The organism is Candidatus Nitrosopumilus sp. bin_32a (assembly GCF_054095935.1).
In genome coordinates this window covers 302,631-322,840 of record NZ_JBSWSN010000005.1, presented here as the reverse complement: position 1 = coordinate 322,840, position 20,210 = coordinate 302,631, and the positions used below count along the sequence as shown (strand labels likewise).

The following is a 20,210-nucleotide window of genomic DNA, read 5'->3' as shown; positions in this document are numbered from 1 at the left end:
AACTTTGTACAAACTCAGTATCAATCATTAGCATTATATCAAAGAAATCTTATTTTCAAATTAAGATAAAAATGAAGCAATTTTATGATAATTATCAGGCAGAAAATATCCAATTGATATGCTATCTCGGTAGTAAAATGGGGTATGAGGATAGGCTTACTCCGTAGGTGTTGTAAATGGTAACTGAAGACGAGATAGAGCACGTTTCAAAATTAATGCGAGTAGACATTGATGATCATAAAGAATATGTTGAAAAAGTACATGCAATGATTGATTATTTTGATATTTTAGATTCTGCTGGAGTTGAATCTGAAGAAATTTCGATGCCTGAAATCTCCGTCTCTAATTTACGAAAAGATGAATACATTCCATTTGATGACAAATTAATTGAAAAATTAAATCACTACAGGGGAACATACGTTCGTGCACCAAAGATGTCTTCATGAATCTAAAAATATCCGCCCTTGACTTTGTTCAAGAAGTAAAGTCTGGAAATATCTCCGCTGAAGATTTTGTTGCAAAAACTATGGATAGAATTCAAAGCGTGGATGATAAACTTCATGCATTTTTATCTATAAATGATAAGGCAATTGATCAAGCTAGAGAGATTGATAAAAAAGTAAAATCTGGTGAAAAAGTTGGAGATTGCTTTGGAATGCCTATTTCAATCAAAGACAATATCTGTATTAAAGACTCAAAAACCACATGTGCATCAAAAATGCTTGAGAATTTTATTGCGCCTTACGATGCAACTGTAATTACAAAACTCAAACAACAAGATGCAATATTCGTTGGCAAAGTTAACATGGATGAATTTGCCATGGGTCTTACAACTGAGTTTAGTGCATACGGTCCGAGCAAAAATCCTTGGAATCTTGAATGTGTTCCTGGCGGTTCATCTGGAGGTAGCGCTGTTTCTGTCAGCGCATATGAATGTGTAACATCCCTTGGTTCAGACACTGGTGGCTCTGTAAGAAACCCTGCAAGTTTTTGCTCGACAGTTGGATACAAGCCAACTTATGGTTTGATTAGCAGGTATGGTTTGATTTCTTATGCAAATAGCATTGAACAAATTGGTCCCCTTACAAGAACTGTAAAAGATGCTGCATTCATGTTAAATCTAATTTCTGGAATTGACTCTAATGACAATACTACAGTTGATAACAAAAACGAAGACTATCTTACAGGAATAGAATCTGGAATTGAAGGTAAAAAAATTGGAATTATCAAAGAGATGATAGGGGAAGGTATTGATCCGGCAATACTGTCTGCAACAAAAGATGCTATTAAAAAATTAGAAGGATTGGGTGCAACATGTGAGGAAATCTCCCTTGACATGGTAAAATACTCTGTTGCGGCTTACTACACCATTACTGCAACAGAAGCTGGTAGTAATCTTGCAAGATATGATAATCTTAGATACGGCTATGATTTTCCAGTGGAAGGTTATGAGTTTAATTCGTACATTTCAAAGGCTCGACGAAATTTTGGCCCTGAAGTTACACGAAGACTGATCCTTGGGGGATTTGTTCCATCTGCAGGCCATGCCGGAAAATATTTCTTAAAAGCATTAAAAGTAAAAAGCAAACTCACAAAAGAAATCAACGAGGCATTTAAGAAATTTGATTTTCTAATATCTCCAACGGTTCCAATTTTACCATTCAAGTTAGGTGAAAAGATTGATGATCCAATATCTCTATTCTTAGTCGACATTAATACAGTAACTGCAAATCTAACTGGCAAACCTGCAATTTCTATTCCATTTACAAATTCAAACGGATTGCCGATTGGAATTCAATTAATGGCTGATTCCATGAATGATAAATTACTACTTCAGGCTGCATATGCTTTAGAGCAAACTGTAAGTTTGCCGGAGGTACCAATATGACGATGATTGGATTGGAAATTCACTGTCAATTAACTAACCTGAATAGTAAATTGTTTTGTTCATGCAAGGCAAACTATAGGGAATTTGAAATTAATGAAAACATTTGTCCTGTATGTATGGGATTGCCTGGAAGCTTGCCTAGGTTAAATCAAGAAGCAGTAAAAAAAGCAACCATAATTGCAATGGCGCTAAACTGCACCACTCCTGAAAAAATTGCATTTTTTAGAAAAAATTATTTTTATCCTGATTCTCCAAAAAATTTCCAAATCACACAATTGAATATCTATGGAGATACCAGTGTGGGTGGTACTGGATCTGTGATGATTGGTGATAAAAAAATTAGAATTACACGAATTCAGTTAGAAGAAGATCCAGGACGGCTAATTTATGAGGGAAGTTCGTCTAAAAATCAGATTACTCTAGTTGATTACAATCGTGCTGGCACACCTTTAGTTGAAATTGTTACAGAGCCTGACTTTGAGACTCCCAAAGAAGTTAGAGATTTCCTCAATATTTTGTCTGACATTCTTGCAAATCTTGGAGTTGCAGACCCTAGTTTAGAGGGTGCAATGCGTGCAGATGCAAATGTTTCAATTAAAGGAGGTAAAAAAGTTGAAATCAAAAACATTGGTTCATTTCATGATTTAGAAAAAGCAGTACATTTTGAAATTACACGGCAAGAAAGTTTGCATTCTAGAGACATAGAAATCATTCAAGAAACCCGTCATTGGGATGACAAACGAAAGATTACTGTTTCTTCACGTTCTAAAGAAGAAGAACTTGACTATAGATATTTCTTAGAAGGTGACATTCCATGGGTTAAGATTGATCCTGAAATTCAAAAGAAATTACAGATTGAAATGCCTGAAAGTATCAGTTCCAAGAAAGAAAGATATGTTTCAAAATATAATATTCCTGAACAAGTTGCTGATGTATTGTCCTCTGATAAATATTATTCTGATTTGTTTGAAGAGGCGCACACTGAATCTAATGCTAAAGAGGTTGCAAATATTATCACTACTGATCTAATGGGGCTCGTTGACACTAGGGAAAAACGAGATGCGTCAAAATTCACTTCAACACATCTAAGAGATCTTGCTGATGCAATTCAATCTGGAACAGTTTCTAGAAATTCATCCAAAAATGCCTTACATGAGATTTTAAAATCAGGCAAAGATTTGTCTACTATTATTTCAGAACTTGATCTTGGTAATGTCTCAGATGAATCTGAATTGTCTGGAATAATTGCCCAGGTAATATCCGAAGAATCACAAGCAGTTGACCAAGCGAAATCCAATCCTCAAACTATAAACTATCTGGTGGGCAAAGTAATGCAGAAAACCAAAGGGAAGGCCGACCCTGGATTGACTTTGAATTTATTGAAAAAACAGATTGGTATTTGATGGTTGAACTGTCATTGGAAAACATAGAGTTTATCAAAATTTTGGCAACTTCTGATGCCACTATTCTTCAGGCTGGAATGAATGAGGCTACTAGGAAACGATTGGATTCCGAAATAGGCACAATTTTGAGAGAATATTACCGTGAAAATACAATGGGTACTCAAACTGAATGGACTCAAAAACTGGAGAAGGTTGGAATTGATGAAGATGCTGGAAAAGCAGCTATTGCATGTGCGCGAAGATTAGGGATTGATATCTCATGACAAAAAAATCTTTTTACTCTATCCTAGTTTTAAAAAATTAAACATTGTCTGAATTTGAATTTATTCCAACTGAAAAACAAATTCAAGAATCCAATATTTACAAATTTATGAAAAAACATAATCTGTCCTCCTTTGATGAATTATCTGATAGGGCAAAAAATGATTTGGAATGGTTTTGGAAATCAGTCGATGAGGACCTTGGAATTGTCTGGGATGTCCCATATGAAAAAATATTGGATATGTCTAAAGGAATTGCATGGTCTAAATGGTTTGTTAATGGAAAAACAAATATCTATAAATCTTCAGTTGAAAAATTTGTAAAAAGAACTCCTGATAAAATTGCATATTATTTTGAATCCGAAGATGGTAAAACATCTCACATTTCATACTCTGAACTTGATTCCAAAGTTTCAAAACTTGCAAATGGATTAAAGTCATTAGGTGTAAGAAAAGGGGATGTTGTTGCAATATACTTGCCAATGATGGAGGGTGCAATACTGTCAATTCTTGCAGCAGCAAAAATTGGCGCTATTCAAACTATAATTTTTTCAGGATATAGTTCTGAATCATTGCATGTACGATTAAAAGATTGCAATGCTAAAATTCTAATAATTTCTGATGGCTTTTACAGAAAAGGCAAATCCATTTCACAAAAAGAGTCTGTAGATGCAGCATTAGAAAATACAATGGTGGAAAAAACTATTGTAATTCCATACAAGGGAGTGGATAAATATGTTGAATCTGACAATGTTATTTTCTATGATGACCTTGTGTCTTCTCATGATGTGATTTGTGAAACTGTAATTCTGGATTCAGAAGATCCATTATTCATTTTGTATACGTCGGGTACTACGGGAAATCCGAAAGGTGTAATTCACACTCATGGTGGTTTTTCTGTATTTGCTGGCTATCAATCCGCATACTTGATTGATACTCAGGCACAAGATGTCTTGTTTTGGCCTGCCGATATTGGCTGGATTACAGGGTTGGTGTGGAACGTATATGGTTTGTTGACTGTGGGGTCTAGTGCCGTAATTTACGATGGTGCTTTAGATTATCCATCATCTGATAGAATATGGAAAATGCTATCTGACTATGATGCAACAATTTTTGGAATATCTCCAACTGCTGTAAGATTATTTAAAAAAAACAATGTTGAGCCCTTAAAATTATTTTCTTTAGATAAAATCAAAAACATTCCCACCACTGGAGAGCCACTTGATGAGGATTCATGGTGGTGGTTGTATGAAAAAGTTGGAAATAAAAAAATTCCCATCATGAATTTGTCTGGCGGTACTGAAATAGGCGGTGCAATGTTATCTGTATTTCCTGGAATGAAATTAAAACCGTCCACAGTTGGCATGCCAGTTCCTGGAATGAATTTAGATGTGATTGATGATGATCAAAATTCCGTCAGAGAAAAAAACGGATATCTTGTTATAAAATCCCCTTGGCCTGCAATGACTCGTGGGTTGCTAAATAATGATGAAAAATATCTTGAAACCTATTGGTCTAGATTTGAAAATATTTGGTTTCATGGGGATTATGTTTTTGTTGACAAAGATAACCTTTGGTATATGCGGGGGAGAACAGACGATGTGATTAATGTGTCAGGCCATAGAATGAGTACTGCTGAAATTGAACATGCTGTTATTTCTCATAAAAAAATATCTGATGCTGCATCTATTGCCATCCCAGACGATATAACAGGAGAGGCAATAGTCGTATTTTTTGTAGCAGATAAAAAATCTGAGCAAATACAAATTTCTGAAATAGCTGATTATGTCTCTGAAAAAATTGGAAAAATTGCAAAACCTAAATTAGTATTTCAATTATCTGATTTGCCAAAAACTCGAACTGGAAAAATCATGCGTAGATTATTAAAATCAAAATTATTGGGAAACGGATTGGGCGATCTGTCGTCTCTTGAAAATCCACATGTGTTGGATGAAGTTCAAAAATTAGGCTGAGAAAATCTATCTCTTTGATATTTTCTATTTCACGGTTCATTTATAATTTGAATCCTTTTAGGCATATCATTGAAATTTGTAGTTGATCAGCAGGTAGAAGACATTGAGATGCCTGAGAATCTAAAACTAAATACATTTTTACAGGAATTTCACTCGGACTGTCCTCACTCAGAATGTAATTTCGGATTTTACGGGTTTGCTTTTGGACAATCTCCTTTCCCTGTACCTAAATTGATTCAAGAGGCATTAATCAAAAATGCTGACAAAGGGGCATATGCGGCGGTACCTGGAATACCTGAATTAAGAAATGCTATTTCAAAATATAACAAGCATTATTTTGGGCTGGATATAGCACCTGAAAGAATCTATGTGGGACCTGGAACAAAAGAACTGATTTTTAATCTGTTGGAGATCTTACATGGGACTGTAATTTTGCCAACCCCTGCATGGTTGGGATATCTCCCACAAATCAGATTTTTGAAAAAAAATTATCACATGCTACCCACTCGTGCAAATAAAAAAATATCTCCTAACAACCTTAGAAAATTAGCATTACGATTACACGATAGACAAAAAATTCTGATATTAAATAATCCCAACAACCCTACAGGATTACTATATGATAAATTGGAATTGGAAGAAATTGCAGATGTCTGTAGAGAACAAAACATAACTGTAATTTCTGATGAAATTTATGCACTTACGACATATGATTTTTCAAAATTTGTTAGTATGGGAACAATTTTTCCTGAAGGAACTTTTGTTACCAATGGATTGTCCAAATCTCATGCAGCAGGTGGTTATAGATTGGGATATGTTGTTTTTCCCCAACATGCTGTTGATTTGAGAAGACAATTTAAAAAAATACTAGCTACTGAATATACTGCAGTTTCAACTCCAATTCAACATGCTGCTGTAGCTGGATTTGAAATAAGTAAAGAAATGGATGACTATTTTACTGTCACTAGAAATATCCATCAAATTATGGGAGAATACACTTACAATGCATTAACTGCAATTGAAGGTGTAACTGCAACAAAACCTGATGCTACATTTTACCTTCTTGCAGATTTTAATGTATTTGCAACTGATTTACAAAATGCAAACATTATCACGTCTCAAAAATTATCTGAATCTCTAATTGTCCATCCCTATCATACTGCAATTGTGGGTGGAGACAGTCTTGTTTTAGAACGAACTGATTTTAGTGCTAGAATTGCATATGTTGATTATGATGGTTCCAAAGTTTATCAAGAATATCTTAAAAATACGCCCAAATCTAGTTCTGAAAAACTTGAATTTGTAAAGAATAATGCTCCAAAAGTAGTTGCAGGAATTGATATGATTGCTGAATTCTTTAGAGATTTAAAAAAAAATACATTGTCTGAATATCAAAATAAGAAAAGTTCTTTGGTTGCTCCTAGTTAATTTAATTTTGATTTTAACATTTCATATTCTTCTAAAGTGATTTCTCCTTTCGCTAATCTTGTTTGAATTATTGTTTTTGGGTTTGAACCTCTTATTGTATTAATTATTCTATTTCTAATTGTATTTCTGTTGAGTGAAATTTGTCTTGAATTGGTATCTACTTGTCTTTTAACGCCATACACTGCTCCAAATAGTATGCCTAATCCTGCAATTGCTAAAGTTATTTGAGCAATATCTGAATTATCTGTAATGTCTTGAGGATGTTCAGTTGTGGATGATGCTTGTGCTTCTGGAATGATATTTTTGTCTATGATATTTTGAACAGTAGATTTTATCTCTCCTGCACTATCTGTATGTCCTGCTGCCTCTTCTATTGTCATGTTTGGATAATTTCGGTCAAACCAACTCTTGTATGCTGGTTCAGAATAATATCTCTGCAAATAATATGATGGATCTTTACTTGAATCTACAAAATCTGCTTTACTTAATTTTAAAATATCTCCTGGTTCTTCAATTATCTTATCATCATCAATTATGATGTCTGAGTTGCTGATGCTTTGTTCCTTTTCTATGTTTATTTTGTCCTCGTGGTGGATTGGAATTCCGTTTAATGAAACGTCAAACTCTGAAGTTACACCTCTTGTCATGTTGAGAATGAACCCTGTGGCACTATAGGTGCCATGTTCTGTGAATCTATTCTCAATTTTTACACTTTTTTCAAATGTGTCATCATGATTGATTGTTGCTTGAGTTAGTAAAACAAATTCATCATTAATATCGCGAATTACAATTGTCACTAGTCCTGTAGAGTCTCTTTCAACAGATCCTGAAAATTCTATGTCATCTCCTTTGTAAAATAAATTTTCGTTAGTTTGAATACTGGTTACTTCTGCAAATGCAGGATTGAACATTACCCCTAAAAATAAAACCATTACGATAGAACAAAATTCATACCATTTTCCATTCAATAAATAAAATATTGGATTTTTTCATTTAAGAGAAGCGTAGCATTCATCCAGTTTTATTGTACGTAAAAGTTAAATTTTGATTTTAAATTTTCTCATTTGATAGATTATCTACTTTGATCTTTATTGGTTTTTTTGGAATTTTGAAAAAGAATGTTGTTTGAACATTTTCTTCACTTTCAACCCAAATTTTGCCTCCTAAACCCTCTACGATGCCTTTGCAAATTGCCAACCCTAGCCCGCTTCCTCCTTTTTTTCTCTTTGATGATGTGTCCACTTGATAGAATTTTTTAAATAATTCTTTTTTATTTTCATCTGAAATTCCTACACCATTATCTCGAACAAAAAATTCTACATCCTTTGAGCCATTTTTCATCCCTATTGTAACGCATCCTGTATTTGGAGAAACGTAATCTATTGCATTTTTAATCAAATTAGAAAAAACCTGATTGATTCTATCCCTGTCGCTTAAAATTTGGATATCTTCATTGAAATTTGCAGTTATCTCTATTTTTTTCTCAATTGCTATTGGATCAAATTCTTTGATTAATGCATATAGTAACTCTGAAACGTCGATATTTTCTTCATTAAAAACTAATTTTCCCAAATCTAATTTTTGTGTCGTTAAAATATCTCCGATTAATTTTTCTAGTTTAATTGTCGATGTATAGATTTCATCTACTGCGTCTTTTTGACCTTCGTTTAATTTTCCAAGCAATTCCTCTTTTTGTAACATTTGGACGTAACCTAAGATTGGAACTAGTGGAGTTTTTAACTCATGTGAGACCATTGATGAAAATTCCACTTTTTTTCTATCCATGTCCTTTAATTTTTGCACGTATTCGTTTTGAACTTTGATTGTTTTTTCAACTTTTTCACCCATGCTTTCAAAATTTTGATTTAATTCAAAAATCTCTTTTACATTAGTTTTAACCTGGTTTTCATTTGAGATTTTATTTGTTTTTGAAAATTCTGACATGTTTTTTGCCAATTTTTGGATGGGTTTTGTAATGCTAGTTGAAATGTGTACTGTTCCTAGCAATGTACCTGTTGCCACAAAAACTGAAAATATTAGCAATATCATCCCTGTAGATTCATCAACGGATGTCAGAAAATTCACAATTCCCATGTAAAAAATAATGAAACTTGATACGCCTGAAACTAAAAACAATGTATGCTTAATTGGTAACATTTGATTTTGCCTCTAAGGATTATAGATTTGCAGTCTCAACCAGTTTTGAAAGAAGAATGTCAATATCTATTGGTTTTAAAATATACGATGATACCCCTCTTGTAACAAGTTCATCTAGTTCTTCTTGAGTGATTGTAGATGCAGTAAACACGATAATTTTATGATCTTTTAATGCATTATTGTCTTCCAAATCCTGAATTACTGAATATCCGTCAAATTCAGGCATGGCCAAATCCAATAAAATTACATCATGTCTATTTTCTTTAATTATGTTTAGTCCTTCTTTGCCATCATTTGCGACAGTGCATTTGTGTTCTTTTAATTCAAGAAATGTGGTTAACATTTTTGTTATCTGCTCATTATCGTCTATGATTAAAATTTCCAAACTCTTTCTTTCTTCTTTGAGTTTGTTTTTTTGTTTGTCTGTTTTACTCAATTCTTGCCCCTCACTTTGTCTAATATCTGGAAATTTTCTTGTAGGTAGTTTAGAATCATTTTTTCCTGCTCAATTTCCCTTAGTCTATGCTCATATGTGATTTCTGATCCTAATAAGGACTCTGCATTTGTTTCATCTATGTGGTGTGATTTTTTCCACATCAAACTGAATAATGATCTCAATGTTGTCACAAATGCTTTGGAATCAGTCCATACTGCCAACATGTCTTTGACTTTGTTATTGCTGATAAAGAAAATCACTTCACTATCATCTTTTATTATAAAGCAAAAGTCTTCCCTGTTTTTATCCTCGATTTTTTTGACTTTTTTAGGAAGAACGCTTTCAAAAATATGTGGTGAATCTGTTGTATGATCAGTCAAGATTCTGAGTTCGGATTTTGTTTTGTTTAACAATTCAGTAAATTCTGTAAAGTAAAATCTCTTAAAATCTGCCTCAGTGCCTAAGACGAGAATATTTTCTTTGGATTCTTTGATCATCTGTTCTAATTTGACCAGTATTGAATTTCTTCCTTGAAGTGATTGGAACTTGTTGTCCTGTGATTCTTTGTCTTCTTCACCGTATTTTGGAATGATATTCCACAGTTTTATCAGCGTATCCTTTCCTGCTTCAAGCTCATTAATTCGGCTTTTTTCATTATTGACTAAAATTTCCAGTGATTCTTCTAATCCAACCGCATTGAATTTTGTTGGTTTTCCAAATACTGAAAAAATGATTCCTTTTTGTTGCAGTGTTGATAAAAGATGGTATGTTTCGGTTCTTGGAATTTTTAGTGCCTTGGAAATCTCTGATGCTGTTTTTACTCCTATTTTGCTCAAAAACAAGTATACTTTGGCTTGATTGGGTGTAAGATCATATCTGACTAACATTCGATTAAGTTCATGAATAGGGTTTTCTGTCTGAAACATCCCTTCTTCAACGGTCTCAGTCACTGTCATTGAAGTTGTTATATTGAATTATGACATAAGGGGGTGTATGTTATTGCATATTACAGATTAAATTGGTAAAATCATGATTTACATGACTAGCAGTCTGCTGAGGATTATATCGCCGTAGAATAGTTGTATGATGAATCCGCCTGTAATTAATAGCAAATAGGGTATGCCTGGAGTAATCCATGTGTTGGGGGTTGTACAGAATTCTTGATTTTCAGCATGATGTATGGCCAAATCTAGTTTTTTCTTACCTTTTACTGTCTTTTCAATTGCAAATCCGAATTTTGGTTGTTTGCATTTGTAGCCCATAAATGTGGCAATTATTTTTTTAATTTTAGTTTCCTCAAATCCTTCAAAAATATTTTCTCCTTGCATCTTTGCTAGGATGTTTCTGCAGATGTTTATCAAGAATGGAATCACAAATAAAATTGCCGCATTAGACAAGGTAGTAAACGGAGATACTGGATTTTCACTAAATGTGGCCATTGGGGCAATTACTGCCAATGCTATTAGAGCAAACGCATCTGCTCCTCCGAACAGACCTATTCTCCAAACTAGTATCACAAATGGCGCTATTATTAATGCAAAACCCATTGTTAGTAGATTTGGAATTATGTTTGAATCAATGAATACTAGTAGAAATCCAACAATTCCAAAAACAATCCAATAATAATCATGAATCTCTCTTTTCCAAACATCAATTACTGATCCTAGGACTAACATGACTAGTCCTAATCCGATACCTATTATTTCATAATTTGTTAGTGATTCAATCATTTTTCATCTGTTAAATTATTCTTATTTTGTTTAAAAAAATTTTATTTTTCTTGGTCATTTTTTATCATGATTAACGATTTCGGATATCTGAAATTCTTTCCTTCATCTCTTCGAATTTATCCCCGATTGGAATTCTGTCTGTGATTAAATCTAACTTGTCCATGCGTTTTAATAAAAATAATCCTCCACCTATTGCTACTGGGATAACAATTAACATAATTGTTACTATGTCTAATTGTAATCCTGGTGATTTCTCAACAATTACTTCTTCAACTATTGGAATGTTTAGTATGGTGGCAGTTGCTGTTACTTCTGATTCACTAAGGCCATTTCCTGATATTTTGGCAGAAACTGTCACTTGTTCTTTATCATTTGCAATGATGTTTAGTGTTGCTATGCCTTCGTTGTTTGTTACATCATCCATTGTTTTGACTTCCCCGCCTTCTGCAATCCACTCGACTTGAAATCCTGAAAGGGATGTCTCAATTTCTGGAATACTCACTGATAATTTTGCTTCGATTCTTTCATTCCAATTCATTGTACCTAAAAGATTTAGCGACAACACTGGACTGATATCTACAACGTTGATTTCATATTTTGATAATGCAAAATCTTCTGAAAGTAGTGCAAGTTCAATCGTACCTTCATCTGTTGTTTCTAAATCAAATGTTGTAAAATATTCCCCCTTCTTTATTGTCAATTCTGGAGGAATTTTTAAAACGCTTTCATCATTTGACACTAGTTTAATCTCAATGTCATTCTTTGCGTAAACTGGATTTCCTGCTGAATCTAATAGTTGCACTGTAGCTAGAGTGTTGGAATTTGCCAAGATATTTTTTGGAAATGCCAGATAAATTTCTGCTGGATCAGTTGTGTGGCTCACAATCCCCACAGTTCCATCAAATCCCGCCATTTGATATGATAGCGTAGTAGTTCCAACTGCATTTGACATCATATCCATTATTGCATACGGTTGATTCTTTTTTATCGATAAAGAGTCTGTCTCCACCTCGTCATTTGCTGAAAAAGTAAGAACTGCATCTTCGATAAATGGCGTCACTCCAAGTCTTGGATCTTCCTCTTCATCCTCATCGGTTGCTGTGACTTCCTCTTCGTCTCCCGTACCTTCATCAAGATATGCTAATACTGGGAATTGACTCTGTGCTAAAATCATCGGTACTAGAGGTTCAACTGTGAGTGAAATATCGTCCTTGACTGGACCTATTGCATTTCCTGTAACCGTTTTTACTCCTTCATTATCTGTAATGTAAAAAATTATGGAATCATCTGATGCAATGGTGCCTGTTTTTCCATAAACCATTACGGCATTTTGACCTTTCTTCATTATGGGGTTAATCGGATTCACTACATCTGATTCAGATGAAGAAAAATTCACTTCGTGATTATCTTTTGCTTGAACCGGAACTGTAACTGAAACAAGCTGTCTGCTTGTAGTTCCTTGAACACTTGATCCCAATTGTCTTGAAACCTCAATATCTGTCTCATAGTATGTTACTGCTATGATTTCCTCATTTCCTGTGGTGAGAAATGGCAAGATGTTTGTAATTGAGGGTCCCTCCCCCTCCAATGCCCCTATTTGATCATGAGTAATTTTAAACGAATCCCCCTGAGTCAAAATGTTGTTAGCTGATATGTACATGTTGTATGTCTGTTCAAACTTATCTGTAAACTCGCCAATGTTGGGCCTAGGGGAGAATTTTGTAAATGTTGAATAGCTTCCCTTTTCAATAGTTAATTGCGTTTTATCAAAAATTACTTCTTCAAAATCATGGCTGGTATTGACTGAAACGTCTGGATTTTCAACTTGTAATTTAAAATTAATATCTTCTTCAGCTAGAACAGGAATTCCTTCACTGTCTAACAGTTGTATGATTGCAAATCCCGTATTTGCACTAAAACTGTTAAAGTTTTCTGGAAAAACAGATAATTGTAATTTGAGAGGACCTGAGGCTTCAAGTACGTTTACTATGCTGCTAATTTTTTTCATGCCTTCTGTTTCTGCAAATATGATTGCATCCCCAGAACCTGTGATTTCAAATTCTGAAATGATGTAATAATTTCCAGTAGAAATTACAACCTCTGACTCTTTTAGTTTTATCACGTCCTTGTTAGGCGTATCTAGATGTATCGTGACATCTTCTGATGCAAGTGTGGGCAGTCCCCCGGTTGTAGCCAACTCTATGGCAACATATCCGTGTCTTGGCCCGTCAATTGGAAATTTCTCAGGTGTGGTTTTCATCAATAACTGTGTCGGGTGATTGTTGTTGTTGAAGACCTCGAGAGATATTTCCTTGGATGAAAAACTTGGTGCTGCTAACGCAATGCTAGTAATGCCTGGTTTTTTTGCTTTAATGAGGACATTTTTTGTGAATTGATCATTTCCATCAACTATTCCCAAAATCTGAATTATTGAATTGTCTGAACTTATTGCTTTGAGGTTCTCAATTTCCATTGGAACCATCATGTCATTTGATGTTACAAAAATCTGCAATGTCCCTTCTGTGTTTTCAAGCAATTTCTCCGGATGCAGCTGATATCCAAATTCAGATGTGTTTTGAGCCTGAACTGGAACGACAAACAAGCTCAAAAGAACACAGAATATGAGAAAAATTGATTTCAACTTGATTTACAATCCTTTATTTTTGTTATATGAATCCGTATGAAACATCACAATACATACAGTTATCCGAATATTGCAGACACGCTGAAAATTTTCATCTGAATAACCAATATAGCTCCAATTGATGTTCCTACTAGAAATATCGAATACATGAATCCGCCAGAGTACGAACCTGTTGTAATTTTACCTAAAAACAATCCTGAAATCCATGACTGTACCAGTATTGCAATTCCTAATAATCCGAACCTTGACTTTGCCTCTGATTCCAGTATTTCTCTTTTAATATCGTCTTCTTCTAGTTGTGAACCTAAGCTTGTCAGTGATTCAATTACTAACAATGTGGTAAATCCTGTTATTGCAATTAGCATAAACCCTACCATTACGTAAGGTTTTAGATTTTCTCTTTTTGTTTTTTCAATGGTGTGCATTTTTTCTGCAACTCCTGCCAATGTGTTTAATGTATTTACATTTCCTCCACCAGCTGAAATTATCTCAAATAATACTTTGAAATTGATCAAAATTTGGAAACTGTTAATTTCATTTTTAATAAATCCAAAAATATCGTCCAATGTCATTCCCCATTCCAGTTTGTTTGCTATTCCATTTGCAATCGGATTGAATAATCCATAGTCTTTTCTCTTTGTTGTTCTAATTACACATTTTTCTGGACCTAATCCTGCTTTTCTTGCTTCTGCAACATCTCTCATAATTTGTGCAGTTCCGGATTCTGCATCCAATGATAACTGATATCTGTTTTTAAAATTCAATGCAGGCCAAATTGCAGATATGATTAATGTGATTCCTAAAATGTATAATCCATAATCGGGAAGTATGTTTAATCCAATTATCACAAAAGCAGCTAGTATGCCTGGAATTCCGAATATTAGTATTTTTTTCCAATCCAATTCTTTCACTTTTGTTTTGTTTAATTTACCTGCAATAATACAAAACAAAACTGATACGGTTGGTGGCATGATGATTACCATGTATAACGGATCAATGGAATTCGGATCTGGTGCAGTTCCAACTCCGCCTGTGGATGTAGCAGTAACGATGATGTAAATTGCCAATACTACTACCTGCATAGTCATATATGTCTCAATAACTGTCTCTACTTTTTTTGCCAGTTCTGATTGTTGTGCTTCGTATATTTCAAAAGCAGAATTCATTTTTGTTGTAAGGTAATTCACCACATCTCCACCGCTTTGAATAGCTGACACCCACCCATTTAGAAAATCGCCAAAATTTGATCCTCTTTCATTAGTCCCCGCCATTACAACTAGTGGATCTTTACCAAGAATGTCTATTCTCTTTAAAATCTTTATTGATTCCAGTCTAACATTTGGCAACAAGTCCAAATCTTTTATTTTCAGAAAAATCGTATATGGCCCAAAACCACTCGTTGCCAAGAGTGTCACTATTGTAATGAAAAAGGGTATCTCTGCATCTAATTTTTTATTTAATTTCTTTTTCTTGTCATTTTCTTCATGTTTTTTTAAAAATGACAAAGGCTAAACCCCGTATTCGATTCTTTTCATCAGTGCTTCAGGATCTCTATAATATTTGCCGATAACTTCTGCTACTTTGTCATATGCCCTTTCGCCTCTTTGAACTAACCACTGCAAAATTATCTTTCGTCTTTCAAATTCCTCTAAAATTTCATCCATGCTTTTCCCTGTCTGAGTGGAAATTCTGCCCAGCATTTCACTGTCTTCTAGCTGTGGAATAAAATAATCTGATTTTGGATCCCATTTGAATGAATTGTGGAACGAATCGGATGCTTTAATTTCTTGAACTGATATTGCCCTTCTAGTACTTTTACCGTCTTGTCCTTTTACTCTTCTAATGACAATGGCACAATTCATCAGGGCCATATATGATGCTGGAATGTCCATTGGTTTTTGTTGTAATCTTTTACTTGCTGATTCTAAACTATCTGCGTGCATGGTACACAATCCTCCGTGACCTGTAGCCATAGCCTGGAACATTACATATGCCTCTGAACCTCTAATTTCACCTACTATGATATAGTCTGGTCTGTGTCTTACGCCTGATTTGATCAAATCATATAATCCGATTTCTCCCTCTCCCTCATTTCCAAATCCCACTCTGGAAACTAGGCTAAACCAGTTTTCATGTTTGATGTTTATTTCAGATACGTCTTCTACTGAGAAAATTTTGTAATCGGGATTCACTAGGCCTGTAATTGCATTGAGTATTGTCGTCTTTCCACTGCCTGTAGACCCTATGACCATTATTGACATCTTTTCTTCCATTAACATCCAAAGATATGCTGCAATGTCCACACTGATTGTTCCAAATGAAATTAAGTCAACAACTGAATACGGGTCTTGCTTGAACTTTCTTATTGTAAAACTGGTTCCTTTTGGGGTAACTTCCTTTTGATACAATACTGAAATTCTGTGATTTCCTTGCAGTGCTAAATCTGAAATAGGATGTGCTGAACTGATATGCTTTCCTGCTCGGAACACTATTCTTGAGACAAATGAATTTAATTTTTCATCTTCAAAATCAATGTTACATGGAATACTGTCGTATTTTCTATGCCACACGTAAATAGGTGTAAGAATCCCACTGCAACTGACATCTTCTATGTTTGGATCATTCATTAGTGGATCAATGTTTCCAAATCCGTCAATGTCTCTTTCCAGATAATATTTTACCTTTTCAATACTTGCTAGTGGCTGGTCTTGGAACAGTTTTTCGTTCTCTTTTAGAATTTTATTTACAAATGACATGAATCCAAAATCTTTTTCAATGTTCTCTGGAGAGTCTAGATTTTCTTCAATCAAGCGATAAAGTTGGTTGTACACTATCAGTTCGGATTGATTGAGCTTAGTTTCATCCACTTGGTATGATATGCTTCCCGTATCTTGGTCCTGAATGATATTTGCATAACTAAATGGTGCCTTTAGTGGATACTTTTCTAAGATTTTGGAACCTTTCGGTGTTTGATTATTTAACTCACTTAGAAACTCACTTTTAAGAAACGTCTCTAATCCTTGCTCTTCTTTTTTACCCATTGTTTTCAATCATACTTGGTAATTTTTTGTTATATTGAACAGTATGAAACATTGCAATACATACAATTTTTTCTGATTCTAAATATTAAAAAGAGGTTTATGGATAAATTAAAAAAATTCCCTTATCCTAGGATACGCCTGTTACGGTTACACTTTGTGGTGCGCCTGCTTTACCAGCAAATATGTTGACTGTAGTTGATGCACCAGAGTCTAACGATGTTAGTGTGCCATTAGTCAACTTGTAGTATATTACTGCTGATGCTCCTGGTGTCAATCCTATTGGACCTGTTGCTGCGTCTGCGCATATTGAAGAATTAGCTGTGTCTTCACCAGTCAAATCAATTTCAATCACTGGATCTGCACTAGGGACTGCACAATTTGTAGCATCATCTAACATTAATCCGCCAGTTCCAGATGTTTGCCAACCTGGATTGACCAATGTCTGTTGGAACAATGTTGCATTTACTGTTGTATCTGCATACCATTGTGAAAATGGTATGTCTGATCCTCTAATTGATATTTTATCAATTGATAAAACTTTGTCTCCTGTGTTTCTGATTTTTGCTGCACCCCAAGCTAAACCGTTTGAATCTGTACCGTGTACCCACACTTTGATTCCTGATGCTGAAATTGCTTCTGATTGACTACCTCCTTGGAAAAGACTGGTACCATACAAAACAACACCTGAACCAAGTACCACTGATGACACCAATATGATGACAGTCGTGAGCACTGTACTGATTGCACGTTTTTTGCTTAGTTTGGTTTTCATTTTATTATTTCCATTTTTGGTTAATAGGATATCTAGTCGCGTATGTAATTTTTTTGAATTACAGAGTAAAAAGTATCTAACACACTAGGCACGGATTGAAAATTTAATTTCATTTTATGATTTCATATGTGCATATGTGATGAAATAATGACTGATTATTCTACACCTGTTACGGTTACACTTTGTGGTGCGCCTGCTTTACCAGCAAATATGTTGACTGTGACATCTCTGCCAGAGTCTAACGATGTTAGTGTGCCATTAGTCAACTTGTAGTATATTACTGCTGATGCTCCTGGTGTCAATCCTATTGGACCTGTTGCTGCGTCTGCGCATATTGAAGAATTAGCTGTGTCTTCACCAGTCAAATCAATTTCAATCACTGGATCTGCACTAGGGACTGCACAATTTGTAGCATCATCTAACATTAATCCGCCAGTTCCAGATGTTTGCCAACCTGGATTGACCAATGTCTGTTGGAACAATGTTGCATTTACTGTTGTATCTGCATACCATTGTGAAAATGGTATGTCTGATCCTCTAATTGATATTTTATCAATTGATAAAACTTTGTCTCCTGTGTTTCTGATTTTTGCTGCACCCCAAGCTAAACCGTTTGAATCTGTACCGTGTACCCACACTTTGATTCCTGATGCTGAAATTGCTTCTGATTGACTACCTCCTTGGAAAAGACTGGTACCATACAAAACAACACCTGAACCAAGTACCACTGATGACACCAATATGATGACAGTCGTGAGCACTGTACTGATTGCACGTTTTTTGCTTAGTTTGGTTTTCATGTAATATGTTATGAATTTAATTTAATGTTTATAAACTAAAATCAAATGTTCCAAAATTGGGGTTTTGTCATAATTGTATTTTTTGAATTTATTTTTTACTAATCGTCTCCAGCAAGAAGTGTGTATGCGGCTAAAAATTTCTGAACTGTTTTTCTCAATCCTTCATATGGCATGCACATTGAAAAAATCTTTGTGACTCCTGTTGGCATTCCAATTGCCACCACACTAATGCCTTTTTTCCTAGCTTCCTCAACTGCCTCTTCCATTTTTTTATCTGCTTCATATGATCCAAGGGCTTGTCCATCTGTAATTAAAAAGATATATCTTCTCTCAATGTTTTCTCTTTCTAATATTCTAGAACATAACTTTACAGCATCGGCAATAAATGACAGTCCCTTAATCTCTATCCCGCCAATGCGTGATTTTGAGTTTTGATCATAATTCTCATAGTGATCTTTGACTATGGTAAAATTATTGTTAAATGTAAAAAAACCCCATTTGCCATTTTTTGAATTAACTTCATTTGCTGCCTCCCCAAGGCAAATGGCAAACTTCTTCATCTCGTCAAATTTTAGCCTCATGCTGCTGCTGGTGTCAACAACAATTGCCCATTCTTCCTCGATTCTTCTATAATCATCCTGCTCAAAAATTTGAATGCTGTTGTTTTGAGCTGCAACTGCCTGAATGGCTGCCTGCATCTGCAATAACCCCATGTCTTCAGGCATTCCCTCGTCCATGATGTTAGGGGTCATTTTCATCTGAGATGACATCTTTTTTAAAAACAAGTGAGTGGCGTTTTTTAATCTAAGGTACTCCCCAATGTTCTCTGGAGCAAAATCTATCTTGTCAAATTCCAAATCTTCTGTGATTCCGCCGTATTTTTTCCTGACTTTGGCTCTGCGTTTTAGTTGCTCAAACCATATCTCGCCCATTCTTTCAACAGTACTTTGAAAATTTCCATCAGTAGTTATTATGATATTTTCCATCCATTTTTGAATTCTTTTTGGATGGCTGAAATGATCTGTAAATGGTAATCTGTAATCAGTTAGAATGTTTGAGGACTCGTAAATTATGTCTGCTATTTTTGTAAACCCTTCATCGTCTTTAGGATCTAGATTTAGAATCTCCTTCTCTAGTTGTTTTCTTTTATCTTTAATCTCTGAGATGAATGTAGTTGAAAATATTTTCTTTGAATTTTTCTTTATGTCTTCTAGATCCTTTTTCTCGTTAACCTGATTGAAAAATTCCTCCATCTTTATTATTTCAGAATAATATTCTGGAAAATCATTCTTTAGAAATTCATTTACTCGTATGTCTTCAATAAACTCAAATGTCTCAAATGCACGTTTTTTGTTTTTACCCTCCATCCATTTCTTATATTTTTTAAAATCTGTGACTTTGGCATGCCCTGCTGTGTGACAAACTGATGCTAGGAATAATGAAAATATTGTATGCTGGTATGTTTCCAGGTTTGAAAATGCACATCCTTGAATTGTTTCCAACCCTTGGATGTTTCTTGGTATTGGCAGATACACAGTCATTCTAGGCTCATAATTGATTTGAGGAAAATACTGCTGATCTAAAAAGAAGGTATCGATATCAATTGGTTTTCTGCCTGAAATATCAAAAAATAACTGATGGGCCAAATCTTGAATGTTCTCTTTCAATTGGATTGCCT

The 20,210-nt window shown here is 34.6% G+C and carries 17 protein-coding genes; 6 read left to right on the top strand and 11 right to left on the bottom strand.

Annotated features, from left to right (window positions below; translation table 11 throughout):
* Positions 1-176: 176 nt before the first annotated feature.
* The 6 genes from ACW9XH_RS06815 (at position 177) to ACW9XH_RS06790 (ending at position 6,952) form a co-directional block, all read left to right on the top strand.
* Positions 177-446: a hypothetical protein gene (locus ACW9XH_RS06815; RefSeq protein ID WP_457759887.1), complete on the top strand. Its 270-nt coding sequence runs from the start codon at positions 177-179 to the stop codon at positions 444-446.
* Entirely contained in the window at positions 443-1,888 is a 1,446-nt protein-coding gene (gene gatA / locus ACW9XH_RS06810) for an Asp-tRNA(Asn)/Glu-tRNA(Gln) amidotransferase subunit GatA (RefSeq protein WP_457759886.1), read from the top strand. The genes ACW9XH_RS06815 and gatA overlap by 4 nt, the downstream gene beginning before the upstream one ends.
* On the top strand, positions 1,885-3,291 hold the full coding sequence (gatB, locus tag ACW9XH_RS06805; protein ID WP_457759885.1) for an Asp-tRNA(Asn)/Glu-tRNA(Gln) amidotransferase subunit GatB: 1,407 nt from the start codon (positions 1,885-1,887) through the stop codon (positions 3,289-3,291). The genes gatA and gatB overlap by 4 nt, the downstream gene beginning before the upstream one ends.
* The gene (locus ACW9XH_RS06800; protein WP_457759884.1) at positions 3,291-3,554 is read left to right on the top strand and encodes a hypothetical protein; all 264 of its coding nucleotides are present in this window, start codon (positions 3,291-3,293) and stop codon (positions 3,552-3,554) included. The genes gatB and ACW9XH_RS06800 overlap by 1 nt, the downstream gene beginning before the upstream one ends.
* Before the next feature lie 44 nt (positions 3,555-3,598).
* The gene (locus ACW9XH_RS06795) at positions 3,599-5,524 is read left to right on the top strand and encodes an AMP-binding protein (RefSeq protein WP_457759883.1); all 1,926 of its coding nucleotides are present in this window, start codon (positions 3,599-3,601) and stop codon (positions 5,522-5,524) included.
* A gap of 69 nt (positions 5,525-5,593) precedes the next feature.
* Positions 5,594-6,952 carry a pyridoxal phosphate-dependent aminotransferase gene (locus tag ACW9XH_RS06790; protein ID WP_457759882.1) on the top strand — a complete coding sequence of 453 codons (1,359 nt, stop codon included), beginning with the start codon at positions 5,594-5,596 and terminating at the stop codon, positions 6,950-6,952.
* Here ACW9XH_RS06790 and ACW9XH_RS06785 read toward each other — a convergent pair.
* The 11 genes from ACW9XH_RS06785 to ACW9XH_RS06735 form a co-directional block, all read right to left on the bottom strand.
* Positions 6,949-7,920 (bottom strand): SHOCT domain-containing protein, encoded by a 972-nt coding sequence (locus tag ACW9XH_RS06785; RefSeq protein ID WP_457759881.1) that lies wholly within the window; start codon positions 7,918-7,920, stop codon positions 6,949-6,951. The two genes, ACW9XH_RS06790 and ACW9XH_RS06785, sit on opposite strands and share 4 nt — an antisense overlap.
* A gap of 82 nt (positions 7,921-8,002) precedes the next feature.
* Complete coding sequence (locus ACW9XH_RS06780) at positions 8,003-9,109, bottom strand: sensor histidine kinase (RefSeq protein ID WP_457759880.1); 1,107 nt, start codon at positions 9,107-9,109, stop codon at positions 8,003-8,005.
* A gap of 19 nt (positions 9,110-9,128) precedes the next feature.
* Positions 9,129-9,545: a response regulator gene (locus ACW9XH_RS06775; RefSeq protein ID WP_457759879.1), complete on the bottom strand. Its 417-nt coding sequence runs from the start codon at positions 9,543-9,545 to the stop codon at positions 9,129-9,131.
* Positions 9,542-10,501, bottom strand: a complete 960-nt coding sequence (locus ACW9XH_RS06770; protein ID WP_457759878.1) for a TrmB family transcriptional regulator — start codon at positions 10,499-10,501, stop codon at positions 9,542-9,544. The genes ACW9XH_RS06775 and ACW9XH_RS06770 overlap by 4 nt, the downstream gene beginning before the upstream one ends.
* Positions 10,502-10,579: 78 nt before the next feature.
* On the bottom strand, positions 10,580-11,275 hold the full coding sequence (locus tag ACW9XH_RS06765) for an A24 family peptidase C-terminal domain-containing protein (RefSeq protein ID WP_457759877.1): 696 nt from the start codon (positions 11,273-11,275) through the stop codon (positions 10,580-10,582).
* 70 nt (positions 11,276-11,345) lie between these two features.
* Entirely contained in the window at positions 11,346-13,883 is a 2,538-nt protein-coding gene (locus ACW9XH_RS06760) for a hypothetical protein (protein ID WP_457759876.1), read from the bottom strand.
* 95 nt (positions 13,884-13,978) lie between these two features.
* Positions 13,979-15,424: a type II secretion system F family protein gene (locus ACW9XH_RS06755; RefSeq protein ID WP_457759875.1), complete on the bottom strand. Its 1,446-nt coding sequence runs from the start codon at positions 15,422-15,424 to the stop codon at positions 13,979-13,981.
* Positions 15,425-15,427: 3 nt separating this feature from the next.
* Complete coding sequence (locus ACW9XH_RS06750; RefSeq protein ID WP_457759874.1) at positions 15,428-16,960, bottom strand: type II/IV secretion system ATPase subunit; 1,533 nt, start codon at positions 16,958-16,960, stop codon at positions 15,428-15,430.
* Positions 16,961-17,087: 127 nt separating this feature from the next.
* Positions 17,088-17,732: a hypothetical protein gene (locus tag ACW9XH_RS06745; protein ID WP_457759873.1), complete on the bottom strand. Its 645-nt coding sequence runs from the start codon at positions 17,730-17,732 to the stop codon at positions 17,088-17,090.
* Between the two features lie 155 nt (positions 17,733-17,887).
* Entirely contained in the window at positions 17,888-18,532 is a 645-nt protein-coding gene (locus ACW9XH_RS06740) for a hypothetical protein (RefSeq protein WP_457759872.1), read from the bottom strand.
* A 98-nt stretch (positions 18,533-18,630) separates the two neighbouring features.
* Positions 18,631-20,199 carry a vWA domain-containing protein gene (locus tag ACW9XH_RS06735; RefSeq protein WP_457759871.1) on the bottom strand — a complete coding sequence of 523 codons (1,569 nt, stop codon included), beginning with the start codon at positions 20,197-20,199 and terminating at the stop codon, positions 18,631-18,633.
* Positions 20,200-20,210 lie beyond the last annotated feature (11 nt).